The 15,805-nt window shown below is 69.7% G+C and carries 10 protein-coding genes and 3 pseudogenes; 7 read left to right on the forward strand and 6 right to left on the reverse strand.

The features are described 5' to 3' along the window. Positions 1-2 precede the first annotated feature (2 nt). Positions 3-1,646: an ATP-binding protein gene (locus OG207_RS07185; RefSeq protein WP_329096911.1), complete on the forward strand. Its 1,644-nt coding sequence runs from the start codon at positions 3-5 to the stop codon at positions 1,644-1,646. 14 nt (positions 1,647-1,660) lie between these two features. Beyond that, positions 1,661-2,830, forward strand: coding sequence for an HNH endonuclease (locus OG207_RS07190; protein ID WP_329096913.1), 1,170 nt, complete (start codon positions 1,661-1,663; stop codon positions 2,828-2,830). Between the two features lie 829 nt (positions 2,831-3,659). Here OG207_RS07190 and OG207_RS07195 read toward each other — a convergent pair. Further along, positions 3,660-4,571 carry a hypothetical protein gene (locus tag OG207_RS07195; RefSeq protein ID WP_329096915.1) on the reverse strand — a complete coding sequence of 304 codons (912 nt, stop codon included), beginning with the start codon at positions 4,569-4,571 and terminating at the stop codon, positions 3,660-3,662. Positions 4,572-5,578: 1,007 nt separating this feature from the next. Here OG207_RS07195 and OG207_RS07200 point away from each other — a divergent pair. After that, positions 5,579-5,838, forward strand: a pseudogene (locus OG207_RS07200) (30S ribosomal protein S14). 257 nt (positions 5,839-6,095) lie between these two features. Here the strand turns inward: OG207_RS07200 and OG207_RS07205 are convergent. The 3 genes and pseudogenes from OG207_RS07205 to OG207_RS07215 all read right to left on the reverse strand — a co-directional run. After that, positions 6,096-6,326, reverse strand: a pseudogene (locus tag OG207_RS07205) (cation transporter); the annotation flags it as partial. A 118-nt stretch (positions 6,327-6,444) separates the two neighbouring features. After that, a complete protein-coding gene (locus OG207_RS07210) occupies positions 6,445-6,957 on the reverse strand; it encodes a universal stress protein (protein WP_329096917.1) in 513 nt (170 codons plus the stop codon). A 149-nt stretch (positions 6,958-7,106) separates the two neighbouring features. After that, positions 7,107-9,587 (reverse strand): sensor histidine kinase, encoded by a 2,481-nt coding sequence (locus tag OG207_RS07215; protein ID WP_329096919.1) that lies wholly within the window; start codon positions 9,585-9,587, stop codon positions 7,107-7,109. Positions 9,588-10,364: 777 nt separating this feature from the next. Between OG207_RS07215 and OG207_RS07220 the strand changes: the two genes are divergently transcribed. The 4 genes and pseudogenes from OG207_RS07220 to OG207_RS07235 all read left to right on the forward strand — a co-directional run. Next, a complete protein-coding gene (locus OG207_RS07220) occupies positions 10,365-11,171 on the forward strand; it encodes an SDR family NAD(P)-dependent oxidoreductase (protein WP_329096921.1) in 807 nt (268 codons plus the stop codon). Positions 11,172-11,332: 161 nt separating this feature from the next. Further along, positions 11,333-12,109 (forward strand): GNAT family N-acetyltransferase, encoded by a 777-nt coding sequence (locus OG207_RS07225; protein ID WP_329096923.1) that lies wholly within the window; start codon positions 11,333-11,335, stop codon positions 12,107-12,109. A 17-nt stretch (positions 12,110-12,126) separates the two neighbouring features. Then, positions 12,127-13,311, forward strand: a complete 1,185-nt coding sequence (locus OG207_RS07230) for an alpha/beta fold hydrolase (protein ID WP_329096925.1) — start codon at positions 12,127-12,129, stop codon at positions 13,309-13,311. Positions 13,312-13,368: 57 nt separating this feature from the next. Next, positions 13,369-13,737 (forward strand): annotated as a pseudogene (locus OG207_RS07235) (DNA-binding protein); the annotation flags it as partial. A gap of 169 nt (positions 13,738-13,906) precedes the next feature. Here the strand turns inward: OG207_RS07235 and OG207_RS07240 are convergent. Next, positions 13,907-14,689, reverse strand: coding sequence for a GNAT family N-acetyltransferase (locus OG207_RS07240; protein WP_329096927.1), 783 nt, complete (start codon positions 14,687-14,689; stop codon positions 13,907-13,909). Between the two features lie 148 nt (positions 14,690-14,837). After that, the gene (locus tag OG207_RS07245) at positions 14,838-15,644 is read right to left on the reverse strand and encodes an SDR family NAD(P)-dependent oxidoreductase (protein WP_329096930.1); all 807 of its coding nucleotides are present in this window, start codon (positions 15,642-15,644) and stop codon (positions 14,838-14,840) included. Positions 15,645-15,805: the final 161 nt, after the last annotated feature.

Raw genomic sequence — 15,805 nt, forward strand, 5'->3', positions numbered from 1 at the left:
CGATGCAGCTGCTGCAGCTGAGGCTGCCCGACTACCGCGGCCTGCGGGACTTCGCCCTCGACCTGGAGAGCGCCGTCGACAAGGGGCAGGCCATTGCCGTACTGATCGGTCCAAACGGAGGCGGGAAGTCCCGGATCCTGCAAGCGCTCGCGGAGCTCTTCGGGGCTTTCTACCGCTGCGCCCTCGGCCATTCAGGCCGTACGGACTTCGGATACGAGGTGCGCTACCGGCTCCGCGACACGACCGTCGAGATCGTGCAGCCGTCCGCCGAGGCAGATCCGGTCATGTGGGTGACGGACGCCGCCGGGTCGCGCGACGAGACACCGCGTCACGACTGGCTCCGCCACCTTCCCGACCACGTCTTCGGGTATCAGGTGCACGGCCGGGTCCCACGGGGCTCCGAGTTCGAGCGCCACGTGCACTTCGCCGAGGCGGTGCTGGCGACGTGGCGCGAGCAGTGGACCGAGTCCTGGTTTGCCTGGCAGGACCGGCCGGAGAACGAGGAGGGGGTGTGGTCGGAGCAGCTGGAGCTGCCGATCACGTGCCCGCTGTACGCCCCGGGATTCCTGTGCACGCCCGACTGGCTCCCCTTGGTCCTGCTCTCCCTGGCCGCCCAGTGGGCGGACGTTTTCGGCGACTACCTCAAGGAGCAGGCCAGGGTGGACGGGGTGGTGTCCGCCACGCTGCACCTGCGCGCCCCCGCGTCCGTAGGGGAAGAGCTGTCAGCCCTGCCGTACTGGGGGCTGGGCGGGCCGCCGCGCGCACTGTTCACCGAGGCGGCAGCATCAGGCCGTTTCGGACCGGTGCCGGAATCGGACCCGCTGTACAGCGCGGGCACCCCCGACGACGGGTTCACCCTCACCATGAGCAGCCTCGAGGACGTGCTCGCCTTCCGCAACCTCTTCGACAGCGACCTGTCGATGTTCGGGCTCCTGTCCACCCTTCAGATGGCCGGCTACCTGACGGTCGAAGTGCGCGTCCGCAAGGCGGATGGCGCCGTCGTCCGGGCGGACCAACTGAGCTCTGGAGAACAGCAGATCCTCACCGTCCTCGGTCTGCTGCGGCTGCAGCGAGGCCAGGAGTCGCTCTTCCTCCTCGACGAACCCGACGCGCACTTCCACCCCGAGTGGAGTCGGCGCTGGTATTCGTCTGTCCAGAGCATGCTCGGCGATGGGCAGCGCTCGCAATTCATCGCCGCCACCCACGAGCCCCTCCTCGTCTCGAACATGCTGCGACAGCAGATCCGGTTAATCGACACGGACGCCGACGGACGGACCACAGCGCTCGTCCCGGACACCGCCCCGCGCGGCCAGGGGGCCGGCGGGCTGCTCACCTCGGACCTATTCCGGCTCCGAAGCCAACTAGATGAACACACCCAGGACCTGATCGACACCCAGTACCGCCTCATACCGGTGGCCGAGGACGATCCCGAGGCTCGCCAGGAACTCCAGGAGGTCACCGACCAGCTCGACGGACTTGGCTTCGCCACATGGCGCCGCGATAGGGTGCTCTCTTCCTTCCTAGCGGAACTGCACCGTCGGCGCACGGAACTCGTCGAACGAGCCCGGAACGGGACTATGACGGGCGAGGAGCTCGAAGCGACCGCACGTATCCTCTTCGACGAGCGCTTCTCCCGGGGGGTCTGATCCCGGTGCGCCACGTGGACAACAGCGGACTCACCGCGCCGCAGAAGTGGGCGGACCGGGCCACTAAGGAACTCGCGAAGCTCCACAAGGACGCGAAGGACGCGGACAAGGAGCTCTCCTTCCGCGAGATGTGGCGGGAGGACGCGATCCGCGACCGGCTGATCGCCCTCATCGGGGAGAAATGCTGGTACTGCGAGACCAGGTTCGTCCGCTCGCCCTACCACGTAGACCACTACCGGCCGAAGTCCGTCGTCGTGGGTGAGACGGAGCGCCGCGGGTACTGGTGGCTCGCTTACGACCCTGCCAACTACCGTCTCTCCTGCCACCACTGCAACAGCGGCGGTGCCCGCTACGGCAATCAAAGCGCCGGTCCTGGCAAGGGAGCCCGCTTCCCACTGCTTGGGCAACGCGCATCAGAGGGCGGGAGCCTGGATGGCGAGCTACCGGTTTTGCTCGATCCCGTGGTGGCCGAGGACGCCGAACTCATGGGATTCGACAGGCAGGGCCATGCTCGGCGGCGTCCCGAGCGGCTGTACTCCAAAGACGAACTGGCACGAGACCTCTGCCGGGTGGACGAGACCATACGCATGCTCGCGCTCAACTCCGACCTACTCATCGAGAGCAGATCTACCCTGATCGGCAGGGTGAACGGACTCGTCCAGCTGCACCTCGCCAGCGGAGGGCACGCCGGCGCGGCGCTGTACGCCCGCACCGAGCTCGACGACCTGACCCGGACGACCGCCGAGTGGAGCGCGGCGGCCGCTGCGGCCGAACACCTGGCCCTCCTCGCCCACGACCGCTCGGGAGACGACGCACCCCTTGAGGGAGGGGCAGGGGGCGACGTCGCCGAACACGTGGGCGACGGAACCCAGCCCCCTGCGGCCACGGCGACAGACCATCGCATTGACCTGCGGACCCTGGTGGCCGCCTTGCCCCCCAAGGCATTCTCCGCAGGCGGGATCGCGTTGACAGGCCGGGGGAAACGGGGCCCTGCCAGAGCAACCCTGCTGGCGGACGGCACCATCATGTGCTTCCAGCGGCCCTTGGCCACGCCCACGTCCGCGGCACGGATGGCGACCGGCGACGACCAAGTGGATGGGTGGACCTTCTGGTCGTTGACGGTTTACGGCACGACCCAGACGCTCTCCGACCTGCGCGACTTCCTGCTCGCCGGGAACGGCTGACGGGCACCGCTTGCCACCACGCTCTTCCATGCAGCTTGACGAACCCGACACCGTCCGAAACGAGCGATACTCATCGGAACGCACACACAGAACACGCTGAACTTACCGGGCAGTCAGGCGACGCCCGAGGAGCAGCCCCATACGACCGGCTCGCCCGTGAGTGCCAGGCTCTCTTCGGACCCTATGACGTCCGGACACTGGACGCCTTCTCGGCGCATGGAACGAGACGGTCCTGGTGTTCAGCACGGAGCTTCCGACCGAGGGCCCCCTCACGGTGCACGCCCTGCAGGCACGGGAAACCGGAGGCCGGCTGAACGGCGCACTGGACACCCCCGACAACCATCTCGATCAACCCGTCGATGATGAGAACGTCTACCCGGGAATCCAGCGGCCCTCCCAGGGCGACGAACCGCCAGTGCCCGAGCCAGGGTTCCACGTCCAGCCCGAGCATTATCCGTGGTTTCGGCGCGTCCTCGCCCGAACCGCCGCCGCCGGCCTGACGGCCTTCGCAGGAGACGGCAGAGCCACCGCGCAGTACCTCACCAAGAGGCAGGGCACGGCCAGTTGGAGCGGTACCGCACCGCGGTCCGCGCCCAGCGGAAGTCATGGCCCCTTCTCGGATGGGACTCGAAGTGGGACGGCCCCGTCTCCATCCATCAAGACGGCTCCGTACTCGCGATGCGCGTACTGACCTGACCCTGCCCGGGCAGGTGTGACGGTGTCGCGCCCGGGTACATTCGGGCGCGGCACCCGGCCATCGCCGCGGGCATGAGGGGGAGCGGAAGGGCTCCGATGCAGACGAGTGCTGGCAGGTCACGGGGCCCATCAGTCAGGCGTCATGTCGCTCCTCGTGCCCGGCCAGCTGCACTCGTAGCCGCTCAGCCTCGGCCCGGCGCAGTCGGCGCTCCAGGACAGCGCGAGCCTGCGGCGGGATTTCGGGCTTCGGCGCCCTATTGCGTGGAACGAGCCAGCCCACGCGCTGATACGCGACAATCGCGCGAGCGTGGGGACACGTATGGCAAGACCGTTCCGGCCTCGGACGCGGCCAGCCTGCCTCCAGCATCCGGCGGGTGTGCTCACGTTGGTGTTCGGATTGAAGCATCGGGTCTGAATCCCAGACCTGCTCGAATTCCTCGATCATCTGTTTCACCCTTGTGGCCTCGGCCAAGCGAGGCCCATCATCGGGTTTCCAGTCGAGGGTTGGCGCTACGACCTCTTCGACGTGTCCGCAGGCCAGCGTCACCTTCCAGAAGGCCGACGTGTGTGCTTCATCGTGGCGGATCACGGCCCACACGTCGTCATCAGCCCATTCGGGTGGCTCCACCGGGTCCGCAGGAAAGCTCACCTCTTGCCGGTCTCCCCACTCAATGATGTCGCGGTAGGGGGCATCAGCTGAATCATCGTGCTGGCAGTACACCTGTCCCGGCGGCAATGCTTCACCATCCCCGAGGCCACGCCACTGCCTCTCGCTCGGCGGGGTGGAGTCGTCCGGTGTCAGCAGCTCCTTGATGCAAGCGCAATCCAGCTGAACCCGCCATCGGTAGTACCGGTCCGGGTCCGGTGCGAAGAACGGCCACAACACTGGAGGAACCCCCCTGCGGCGATCGGAATTGAATTTCTCGTACTCGCGCAGGACGTCCGTGCGCCGCTTCGCTCGGCCGGGAAGTCGGCGCGCTACAGCGGGTGGGCGCGCAGCTACGTCAGGCTCGGCCACGTTCCAGATCCTCTCGACCAGCGACACTGCGCCGATGCTAGGAACCTTGAGATCGGAATGCTGCGGAAATAGCGCTCCCTTCCCCTGAAGGGAAGGAAGGAAGTTGCCGCCGCCTCGCTCCAGACCCTCGTCATCGAGTGGACGACTACACCCGTGTCGCCGGCGGGTAGGGCCAGACGCCGCCTCAGGGACGTCGGGCTACACCTGGCAGAAAGACCGTCAGGGGGTGCCGACCAGGCCCCTGCGCCAGCAGCATGCGCGACCGCCCGGCTGCTGTGCCTCCGTGAGCAACCCAAGGGGCTGATGCTGACCGTTTGCTGACCAGAGCCCCGCCGCCACGCTGCTGACCTGCGGAAACGTCCAGATGTCAGACGTTGGACTTGAACAGAGTACGCAGCACTTTGGACTCCTCGAAGACGGCTCCCTGCCTGCTTTCTGCAGGTCAAGGGCGTCCTGCACTCTACACCGGCAGGCATCGGATCGGAGATCTAAAGGAAAATCCACTGCCTCGGACGAGAAGGCCGCCGCCTGCGTCTTCGCGCGAACCAGGCTGTCGTGACGCCGCCGACCAGGCGTCCAATCGGTCAGCCACTCTGGAACGCTTGGGGACTGATGCTGATCAGATGCTGACTTACCTGATGACCCATCAGGGGGTATGGGGGGGCACAGGACGACGCGCTTCTCCTGGGAGCACCTCAGACTTCCCCACTGACCAAGTAGCCGATCGTCGCGAGGCGGGTTGAGCCCTCCACATCCGGGCCAGTTGCCGTGCTGCCACGACTCGCTTCCGCCTGGCCGAATTGCCTAGGCTCGTGGACCACTTCGCTCACCTCTTCCTCCGGTCACTCTCTCACGCACATCTGAGAAACCGCCGGCCAAGGCTTTTTGCCACAGGCTCATGAATCGCGCGCCCTCGACATGATGGGCCATCGGAATAAGGTCTAGCGAAACAGGTTGAAGGAAATCACAGATCAGCGGCCTGCAAGGCGCAAATTGGACAGGCCGCCCGAAGCGTTACGCGCAGAGTGGGCGGTATGTGCGGCGTCCTGACGCTCTTTATCCGTCCCTTGTCGCGGCAAACAGGGCGCCGAGCCGCCCAGAGAGCGATATTGCGGAAGCAGCCGCGCAACGCGAGTGCCGCCCGAGTACGCAACCGCGACAGTGTGGACGGCCGCCCGCGCGGCTACCTGTGCAAGTTCGGGCTCTCCCGGGTCCGCACCCGCCAGCCCGGGTCCGCACCCGCCAGCAGGCCCACGCCGGGTTCCTTCCGGGAGTGACCAAGTTCTCCTTGTGATCCAAGCCGGATGACGTCGCAGCCGCGACTCGCACCCCACCGCACGGGCCCGGCAGGGTGCTTCGGCAGGAGGAGGACTTGACGGTACCCATGAGAACGGGCCGTGTTTCGACAGCACGGGGAATGTCGGTCATTTGCAGCAGTCACACCCTGGCTGCAACCACACTCGTCCGCCTCGGCTCCAGCGGACGGCATCGCCGCGGAGGCGGTGGGCGCCAGAAGCCCTTACCCTGCCATGCGTCCCGGCCTTCCCTGACCGCGACGGCGGCGATCCGCAGCGTGGTCGTCTCGCGGGCCTCCCGTGCATCGTGGTCCGGGGCGGCGAACTGCCACGCCATCGCGGCTGCTGAGGAGACTTCGATGACGGAGTCCAGACCGAAGTAGATGAGCGCCGTCGAGGAGGCGATCGTCCCCTCCGTGAGGGCGACGGCCGCCTCGATGATGTTGTAGGTGATGGTCGCGGCGACCAGCAGCCGTATCCGCTCCAGCGGCGTACTCGGACACCGCGTCGACGTACGCTGCCCGGGCGGCGTCCCCGGCCTGCCAGGACGCGGGGCCCGGCGCCCGCCGCGCAGCCCAAGGCCGGCGACTGCAGCCGCGTGGGGCTCAGGAAGCCAGCTCCCTCGGGTCCAGCGGAATTCTCCAGAGGTTGCGACGGTGCACGGACTCCAGCTCGGCTTGGAGCGGGGACGGCGGGACCACCAGGACAGGGCAGGCGGCGTGGGCGAGGCAGTATCGGGCCACCGAGGGACGGACGAGTCGGCGCAGCGGGGCGCGGGACCCCGTACCGACCACGAGGAGGTCCTCCGGGTCACGTGCTACGTCCACGAGGGCCGCGCCCGGGGTCCCTCGTACCGTGAGCCCGGCGAGGGTGACACTGGGCTTCACGGCGCTGAAGGCCGTATCGAGGTACTCGCGCAGCCTTTCGACGGCGGCGGCCCGGCATTCTCCCCAAGCGGAGGGCCCGAGGCCGTTGCGGCTCCCGAGTTCATTGCCCGGTGACTGCCAGGCCAGGACGGCCCACAGCTCCGCATCGCGCAGGCGGGCTTCCGCTGCCGCCCGGTGCAGCGCGGCCAGACTCCCCGGTGCTCCGCTCACACCGACCACGACTCTGCTCACGGCCTCGTACCTCTCCTCCGGATCCGCCGGCTCCCATGAAAAGGCATCAGACGGTGCTGCGGTGGGGTTGCTGACGGCCTTCTAACGCGGAGATCCTCAACCATGACGGCGTACTTATACCGCCCGGCACCGGCCGCGAGTGATCGGCTTCACGCAGTCGTGGTCCTGGGGGCCGCTGCCGGAAGGGTGAGCTTGACCTCGAACCCGGCGCCGGAAACGCCGGGTTCGAGCATTCCCCCCATGGTTTCCACGAGGTCGCGGGACATCCGCAGGGTCAGGCCGTGAACCGTGCGGCCCGGGCGCGTCCCCGCGGTCACGCCCTCCGCTCCGTCCGTCAGACGGATCTCCACGATGCCGGGCCGGGTTTCGGCCGTCAGCAGCGCGGTCCGGTCCGGCGGGCTGTGCCGCTGGGCCTCGGCCGCCAGCGCGGTCAGGACCCGGGTGAGGACCGCCGCGTCGGCGATCACGTCAGGGAGCTGCTCAGGCAGGCTGCAGCGGACCGTACGCCCCCCGGGGCCGAGGGCGTCGAGAACGGCGGTCAGCACTTCATCGAGGTCGAGCGGGCGCAGGTACAGATCGAGCGCTCCGGCATGCAGACGGCTGAGGGCGTCGAGGTCCGAGACGAGCTGGACGACCTGGCGCACCGACGACCGGGCCGTGTCGAGGAGGCGGTTCTGTTCCGGGTCCACGAGGCGGTTGTGGAGGCTGATGAGGGCCTCGTCCGCGACGTGCAGCGGGCCCCGCAGGTCGCGGCTCGCGGTCAGGAGCAGTGAGGCCCGGGTGTGCTCGGCTTCGGCACGCAGGCGGGATTCCACATCGTGCGCGACGAGCCGGCCTTGGGAGTACGCCATGCCCAACTGCGCCGCGCACACCCCGAGAACCCGCTGATCGTCGCTGCTCAGCGGGCGTCCTCGACCTGCCAACGTGAGGTCGTCACCGACAGGGCTTTCCACGTCGGCGTCGTACGGGCGCTCGGGCGGATCGGTGCCGGTGCTGGCGACAACGCACCAACGAGGCTCGGCGGGACGCGCCGTATCGCGTTCCAGCAGACTCACCGCGTCCAGACCGAAGTCCTCCCGTACCTGTTCGAGCAGGGTCGGCAGGTTCTGGCCGTGCATCATGGCGCTGGCCAGCCGGCTCAGCGCCCGTGCCTCGGCGCTCGCGCGGACGGCCTGGTACGTGCGGCGCGCGGCCGTGCCCGCGGCCGTCCCGACAAGGGCGGCCGTGACGACGTACACCACCAGCCCGAGGACGTCGGACAGGCGCTCGACGCGCAGTGAGTGGACGGGCAGCGTGAAGTAGTAGTCGGCGAGCAGTCCTGCGGCGAATGCGGCTAGCAGCGCGGGTACGAGGCCCCCGACCAAGGCGATCACGACGACGGCGAGCAGGTAGAGCACCAGGGCGATGGCGAGGTCCACGTGCTCGCCCAGGAGGACCAGCACGGCGGTCAGGCCCGGGAGCGTGATCGCCGCGAGCAGCATCGCCGTCCAGAAGCGCCGGGGGCCGGTTGCACGGCTCGGGTGCGGTAGCCGCAGGGCGGAGGACTCCCCGGCGGCGTGCTCGTGGGTGATCACGAGTACGTCGATGGGGCCGGACCGCCGGATCGTCCGGTGCCCCACACTGCCCTGCAGGAACGTGGACAGCCTGCCGCGACGGCTGGCGCCCAGCACGATCTGCGTGACGTTCTCGGCCTCCGCGAACTGGAGCAGCGCCTCCGGGATGTCATCGCCGGTGCTCTGGTGGTAGCTGCCGCCCAGCGACTCCACCAGGGCCCGCTGGGCGGCGAGGCCGGCCGGATCCCCATGAGTGAGGCCGTCGCTCGGTACCACGTGCAGGGCCAGCAGCTCACTGCCGGGGACTCGGGCGCTGATCCGGGCGGCGCGGCGGATGAGGGTGTCGCCCTCGGGCCCGCCGGTGAGGGCGACCATGATGCGCTCGCGGGTCTCCCAGGGAGTCGTGATGCCGTGCTCGGCCCGGTAGCGCTGCAGGCCTTCCTCGACGCGGTCGGCGAGCCAGAGCAGGGCGAGTTCCCGCAGTGCGGTGAGGTTGCCGACGCGAAAGTAGTGGGTGAGGGCGGCCTCGATGCGGTCCGAGGGATAGATCTCGCCGTGCAGCATGCGTCGGCGCAGCAGCTCGGGCGGCAGGTCCACCAGTTCGATCTGGTCCGCGCGGCGTGCCACCTCGTCGGGCAGGGTCTCGCGCTGCGGCACCCCGGTGATCTGCCGGACCACGTCGCCCAGGGACTCCAGGTGCTGGACGTTGAGCGTGGTGACGACGTCGATCCCCGCGTCCAGGAGTTCCTCGACGTCCTGCCATCGCTTGGCATGACGGGAGCCGGGCACATTGGTGTGGGCCAGTTCGTCGACCAGAGCGACCTGCGGACGACGGGCGAGCACCCTGTCCAGATCCATCTCCGTGAAGGCCGCCCCGCGGTACTCCATGGTCCGCCGGGGAACCGTCTCCAGCCCCTCGGCGAGGGCTGCGGTGGGCCGTCGCCCGTGCGGCTCGACGAAGCCGACGACCACCTCGGCTCCGACCGCGGCCATCCGCTGCCCCTCCTGGAGCATGGCGTACGTCTTCCCCACCCCCGGGGCCGCCCCGAGGTAGATCCTCAATCGCCCACGCACCATGGTCGGGTCCCTGCCCGGTCGTCACGCCTCGGCCTCCCCTCCATCGTGCCCCGCCGTGGCCGCCTCCGCGCTCTGCCGCGCGGGACTCGGGGCCGCTCCGGCACTCGCCCCCCAGAAGACGGCATCGATGCCTCCCCACATGGAGCGTCGGCCTGGACTTCGCCGGTTTACCCCTCAGGGCCGACGGCAGACCACGTGAGCCGCCGGCCCCGGAATCCCCACCCCGGGAGCCGGACGGCTCATGTGTTGTGCGACGGCTGAGCGGCACGCGGTGCGTCGGCCCGGCCCCCCACGGCCCGGACCTTGCGTCCATCGGCGGAGTTCAGGTCACACGCCTCCAGCCGCGCGCCACGGACCGTCATCCCGGTCCGTCGCCGCATCAGTCTCTCCCTTCGGCACAGCCCTGGCAGCACTCCTTGACGCCTTCCTTCCGCGCAGCGATCGATCTTGACGCTCCTCTGATGAATCGCGCCAAGGCGGCGTCAAGGGCGCGTTCGGAAGCTTGTCTCCGCAGGTCGGATGCGCTGGGATGGGTTCATGAACAGCGGTCCGCGCTATGACGACCGGCCACCGAATCAGGTGCCGCCGGCAGCGCCCGCTGCCCGTCCGGCCGTCTGACATCGGCCGCGCGTCGTTCGCGTACCTGCCACCACCCGCCTGAAGGGCTTTGTTCGGGGCACCGTACGCATCCCCTCCTTCACCGCATGAGCTGAACCCGTGCCCCGCGTCCTGCCGAGGCGACAGGCAGGTCAGCCATGCCCGTTTCCAGGAATCGACATGCCTTCATCCCTGTCCGGACGTACCGTCCTCGTCACCGGCGCCACCTCCGGCATCGGCTACGAGACCGCCCGCCGGCTCGCCGAGCGCGGCGCCACCGTCCTCCTGCACGGCCGCACCCCCGATGAGGCGCAGGCCGCCGCCGACCGGCTGATCACCACCGCCGGCATCAACGGCTCCTCCCTGCGGCCGTTCGCCGCCGACTTCGCCCACCTCGACGAGGTCGAGAGCCTTGCCTACTCGGTCGTACGCGAGCACCCGCGCCTCGACGTACTCGTCAACAACGCCGCAATCGCTGCGCCTGAGCGCCACACCGTCACGGCCGACGGCAACGAGATCGCCTTCCAGGTCAACTTCCTCTCCCACTACCTGCTGACGAACCTGCTGGAGCCGGCGCTGACCTCCGACCCGGGTGGCCGGGTCGTCAACGTCTCCTCCTCGCTCCACCGCACTGCCACGATCATGTGGAACGACCCCCAGCGTTTGCGCCGCTACTCCCGCCTCGCCGCATACGCCCAGTCCCAGCTGGCACTGACCGTCTTCGCCGCGGACCCGCGCGTCACCGCGGTCTCCGTCAACCCGGGCATCTGCGACACCGGGCTCCTCCCGCTGTACGGGAACGAAGGCGCGCCTGCCTCCGAGGGGGCGCGGCACGTCGTTCGTCTCTGCGACCCGGCCACCGAGATCGTCAACGGCGCCTACTACGACCGCTCCGAGCACGTCACGCCGGCCGCGGCCGCCACCGACGACCGCACCGTCAAGCGCCTCAACAAGCTCGCCGACCTCCTCGTCGGCCACACCGCCTGAAGGGATCCAAAGACATGTCCAAGCGCGCACGCAAGAAGAGGGCCCGCCGCAAGAAGGGCTCCAACCACGGCAGCAAGCCCTCCTGCTAGTCACCAGCCCACCCCCGTGGGGCGGCCCTCCGCCAGGGCCGCCCCACCTTCATGCCCCCGCAAGGAAGCACCGTGATCAATCTGCCCTCCCACCGACTTCCGGGCCTCGTCCGCTGGTTCCCCGTCGGCGCACCGGGCTCGGGCGCCCTGACCGAGCACGTACTGACCACCGATGCCGGCCGCTGGTGGGTGGATCGCGTCATCCAGCCACGCGTCATCGCCGCCGAATGCGGGGACCACGTACTGCTGCTCGGGGACCCGCAAGCGCTGACACCCCAGGACCTGGCGCACTTCGCCCACCGGTACATCGAGGCACCTGGCCGCTTCCGGCCGCTGATCGGGTCCGCGTTCGACCGCGCCGTGCCCTGGCAGCGCACGGTGTACGTCAAGCGCACCACGGCACCTGCCGCACCGCGTCCGAGGGGGATCACCCTACGACGGCTGACCGCCCAGGACGCCCGGGCGCTCAGCACCCTGCCGCCCGCGATGCACCGGATCCACCGCACCTGGGGCGGCCCCGACGCGCTCGCCCGTTCCGGTTACGCCTGGGCCGCGTTCCGTAACGGCCGCATCGTGGCCGTGGCCTGCACGTACTTCCTCGGCACCGCCTACGAGGACATCGCCTGCGTCTCCGTGCCCGACCCCCGCCTCCAGCACCTGGCGCTCGCGTGTGTCGAAGCCCTGTGCTCGGACATAGCCACCCGCCGCCGCACCCCCAGCTGGACCTGCTCCGCGGGCAACCGGGCCGGTCGCCTGCTCGCCTCCAGTGCAGGCTTCCGCGCCGAACGCGAGTACGGCCACTACGCGGTCGGTGCTCCTGCCGCCACCGGAAGAGTGGCAGCAGGATGAGGAGCGATACTCGCCCGATGGACTCCATCTACCGCAGTGCGGCGGGACGGGAGCACATCCGCCGCTGGTGCACCGACCGGCTCGACGCATGGCCGGTGCCGCACGAGCGGTCTCAGGTGACCGCCAACGGAGTGCTGACCCACCTGGTGACCGCCGGCTCCGGCCCGACCACGGTCGTCTTCGTACCCGGGACGAACTTCAACGCCGCCGCGTCCCTTCCCCTCGCCACGGCTCTGACCGCGGCCGGACACCGGCTCGTCATGGCGGACGTCCCCGGGCAGCCCGGCCTCAGCTCCGAGAAGCGCACGGTACCCGGCGTCGGTCTCTCCTCGTACGGCACCTGGCTGAGCGAGGTACTCGAGACGGCCGTGGCGGGGCCGGCGGTGGTGATCGGCCATTCCTTCGGCGCCGCCATCGCACTCTCCAGCCCGTCACCGCGCATCGACCGGCTCGTCCTCGTCTCCCCTGGGGGACTGGGCCGGCTGCGTCTGGCCCCCGGCTTGCTGGCCGCCTCAGCCGCCTGGTTCATGCGGCCGACACCGGCACCTCGCCACCAAGGGCCCGTCAAGAAACCGCGCCACGGCGTCAGCAGTTCGTCAGGGTTCGGCTCGGACGGCTCCGGCCGTCGTAGCGTCACCCTCATGGGACGACGCTTCACACCATCGGCAACCGGTGCGCGTGCCGAGCGCGCGAACCCTGCTGGACCGTGCGCATACGACATCCACTGGGCAGGTGAGAGACGTGCGGCGATCCGCGCCGCCTCCCTGCTGTTGGCGACCCTGCTGGTGGTGGACATGGGCGTTGGCCACATCAGCCTTCCCCGCGCCGCCCTGTGGACCGGCTTGGCCGCTCTCTTCTTCGTGATCCTTCTGCCGCCCGAGGTCTTCGCGCGTCCAGGCCTGCTGACCGTCCGCGGAGTGCTGGTCGAGCACAGTGTCCGTACCGGTTTCCTCGTCTCGGTCCACTGGTTCGACGGCGTGGCCCAGCGCATGGTCCTGCGGGACGTGGATGGCAGTGTGGTCGAGATCGACCCCACCGTCCTCGCCCGCAATCCTGCGCTGTGGCGGCGTCTCGACGCGGACACCGTCGCGTCGCTCCAGCGCGGCACGCTGACGTGTGGAGCGACCGCGCTGCACCAGCTTGCAGAGCGCATCGACCGTGAAACGGCGCGTACGGTCTTCAAGGTCTCCGGCTTGCACTGACCAGCGCTCGCGCACCGGGTCCGCCAGAGCCATTCGCAGGCGTTCTCCTTCCATCCGGTTTACATCCTTGGGGTGTTCACCTCCTTCACGCTGTCCCGGCTCGGCATGGTCCGGCACTGGAACCGCGAGTCGCGCACCGAGACCGACCCGGCGGTGCGCCGCCGCCATCACATCACCCGGTCCGTCAACGGCCTTGGCGCCTGCGTGACCGGCCTGGTCCTGGTGTTCGTGCTGGCCACCAAGTTCACGGAGGGCGCCTGGCTCGCCGTACTCACCGCGCTCGTGCTGTGGGTGACGATGCGTGTTATCCGGCGCCACTACGACCGTACGGCGACCGAGCTGACGGTCACCGATCTGCGAAGAGAGCTGGCACCACCGCCGCAGGTCTTCGCGATCGTGCTCGTCTCCACGATCCACAAGCCGACCTGCTGAAGAGCCGGCTTCTCTTCGCCCCGGGCGTCATGGCACCAGCGGCCCGTAGAGACCTTGCGGTGAGTGCCTCGCGCATCCCCCGCCGAAGCGACCGTGCCCGGGCGCACCAAAGCCACAGCTCCCTCCCCCTAACCGGACAGACCCCAGGGGTTCCCGTGCGAGGTCACGCGGCCTCTCCCCTGGCGAGGGTCAAACGGCGAGCGGGGCCGGTCGCGTAGTGGACGTATTCGCGGGTGAGGCGGAAGCCAGCCGACCAGGCCAGGAGGCGGCTCGGTCGGTTGTCGCGGGAGCAGGTCCAGCTCGGCGTACGGCCGCGGGCTGCGATGTCCTGGCACAGGGCGGTGACGCAGGCCAGCGCGAGGTGTTGCCGACGGTGGCCGGGGTCCGCGAGGGCGGCAACGTCCTCATACCCGCTGCCGAGGAAGTAGGTGCAGGCCACCGACAGGGCGCGGCCCCGGTGGAAGGCTCCCCAGCCGAGGCCCGAGGCGGCGAGCTGCTCCGGGCCGCCCCAAGTCTTGTGGATCCAGGCCGCCTCGGAGCCGAGGGCGACGAGGGCCGACGCGTCCTGCGGGGTCAGCCGGCGCACCGTGATCCCGGGTGCCGGGCGGGCGGGCAGGGCGGGCGCCTGGTGTACGTAGACCATGCGCTCCCACGGATCGACGCGTGCGAACGCGCCCCCGAGGACGGGCAGGAAGCGGGCCGGGGCCTCGATGTAACTGCCGGCGAAGGGAGCGAGGGCCTCGGGGGACAGCACGCCTGGCTCTCCTCGCAGCAGGACGTGATCCCCGCTGGAGACCGCCATGACCCGCGGGTCCACGGCGCGGTCCGCCCACCAGTGGCCGGCTCCGGTGGCGAGGACGTGCTCGGGGAGGGCCGCGACGCCCGGGGCCCCGCCGGGGAACCAGCGGGCGAGGGCAGGGAGACGGGTGGGAAGGAGCTGGATCACGACGGATGCCGCCTAGGGGGAAGGGAAGAGGTGCGGGGGCGGCCCGGGACGGTGGGCCGCCCCCGCGGGGGAACCAGCGCGAGCGGGAAGGCGACGCTGGTCGGCCTTGCGGCCGTGGTTGGCTTTGTCGCGCGTCGGGCTTGCGCCCTCAGGCAGAGTGCCCGATGAGCACGTCGGCGAGCTTGTTCAGCCGCTTGACCGTGCGCTCCTCGGTCGCGCCCGAGGCGGGCTCCATCCGCTCGCTCCGGTCGTAGTAGGCCCCGTTGACGATCTCGACGGCCGGGTCGCACAGCCGCACGACGTGGGCGGCCCCCTCGGACGGCGTCGCGCCCTCGTGTCCGTACAGCGGCATCAGGGCCGTTTCACACACGCCCGGGTTCACGGAGACGGCGGTCACCCGCGGGTCGGCGGCGAAGACCGTGAGTGCGAGCTGCGACTGCGCGTACGCGGCGAGGCGGGAGTAACGGCGGGTTCGGTTGGGGTCGTTCCACATGATGGAACCGGTGCGGTGCATCGAGGAGGAGACGTTGACGACGCGGCCGCCCGGGTCGGTGGTCAGGACCGGCTCCAGCAGGTTCGTCAGCAGGTAGTGGGCGAGGAAGTTGACCTGGAAGGAGAGCTCGTTGCCGTCCGGGGTGACCGTGTGGCGCTCCGGCGCCGCGACGGCGGCGTTGTTGACCAGGACGTCGAGGTGCGGGTACCCGGCGGTGATCCGGTTCGCGAGCCGCTCCACCTCGTCGAGGTGCGCGAAGTCCGCCGCGCACGGGCGCAGCATTTCCGCGTCGACGTCGGCGGTGGCGATGAGGCGGTCCACGGCTGCCCGGGCCTCCGCAGGGGTACGGCCGTGGAGCAGGACCGTCGCACCGCACTCGGCGAGCCGACGGGCGGTCTCGTAGCCGATGCCGGAGGTGGCCCCGGTGACCAGGACGGTACGGCCGGACAGGAATGAAGACATGAGTGGTTCCTGGGGAAGGGCACGGCGACCGCCCGTTGCGGGAAGCGGCCGTACGGTGAAGGTGAATGGGTATCGCGTACGGGCGTCAGCACGGCCGGCGGTACGCAGCGATCACTTCCCTGTACGGGTCCGCCATGACGGTGGCCGGTCGTGGTAGAGGT

Source organism: Streptomyces sp. NBC_01439, from assembly GCF_036227605.1.
Taxonomy (GTDB): domain Bacteria; phylum Actinomycetota; class Actinomycetes; order Streptomycetales; family Streptomycetaceae; genus Streptomyces.

Coding starts and splice junctions, on each gene's coding strand:
- OG207_RS07185 (WP_329096911.1), top strand. CDS start 3: ATGCAGCTGCTGCAGCTGAGGCTGCCCGACTACCGCGGCCTGCGGGAC.
- OG207_RS07230 (WP_329096925.1), top strand. CDS start 12,127: ATGGACTCCATCTACCGCAGTGCGGCGGGACGGGAGCACATCCGCCGC.
- OG207_RS07215 (WP_329096919.1), bottom strand. CDS start 9,587: ATGGTGCGTGGGCGATTGAGGATCTACCTCGGGGCGGCCCCGGGGGTG.
- OG207_RS07220 (WP_329096921.1), top strand. CDS start 10,365: ATGCCTTCATCCCTGTCCGGACGTACCGTCCTCGTCACCGGCGCCACC.
- OG207_RS07245 (WP_329096930.1), bottom strand. CDS start 15,644: ATGTCTTCATTCCTGTCCGGCCGTACCGTCCTGGTCACCGGGGCCACC.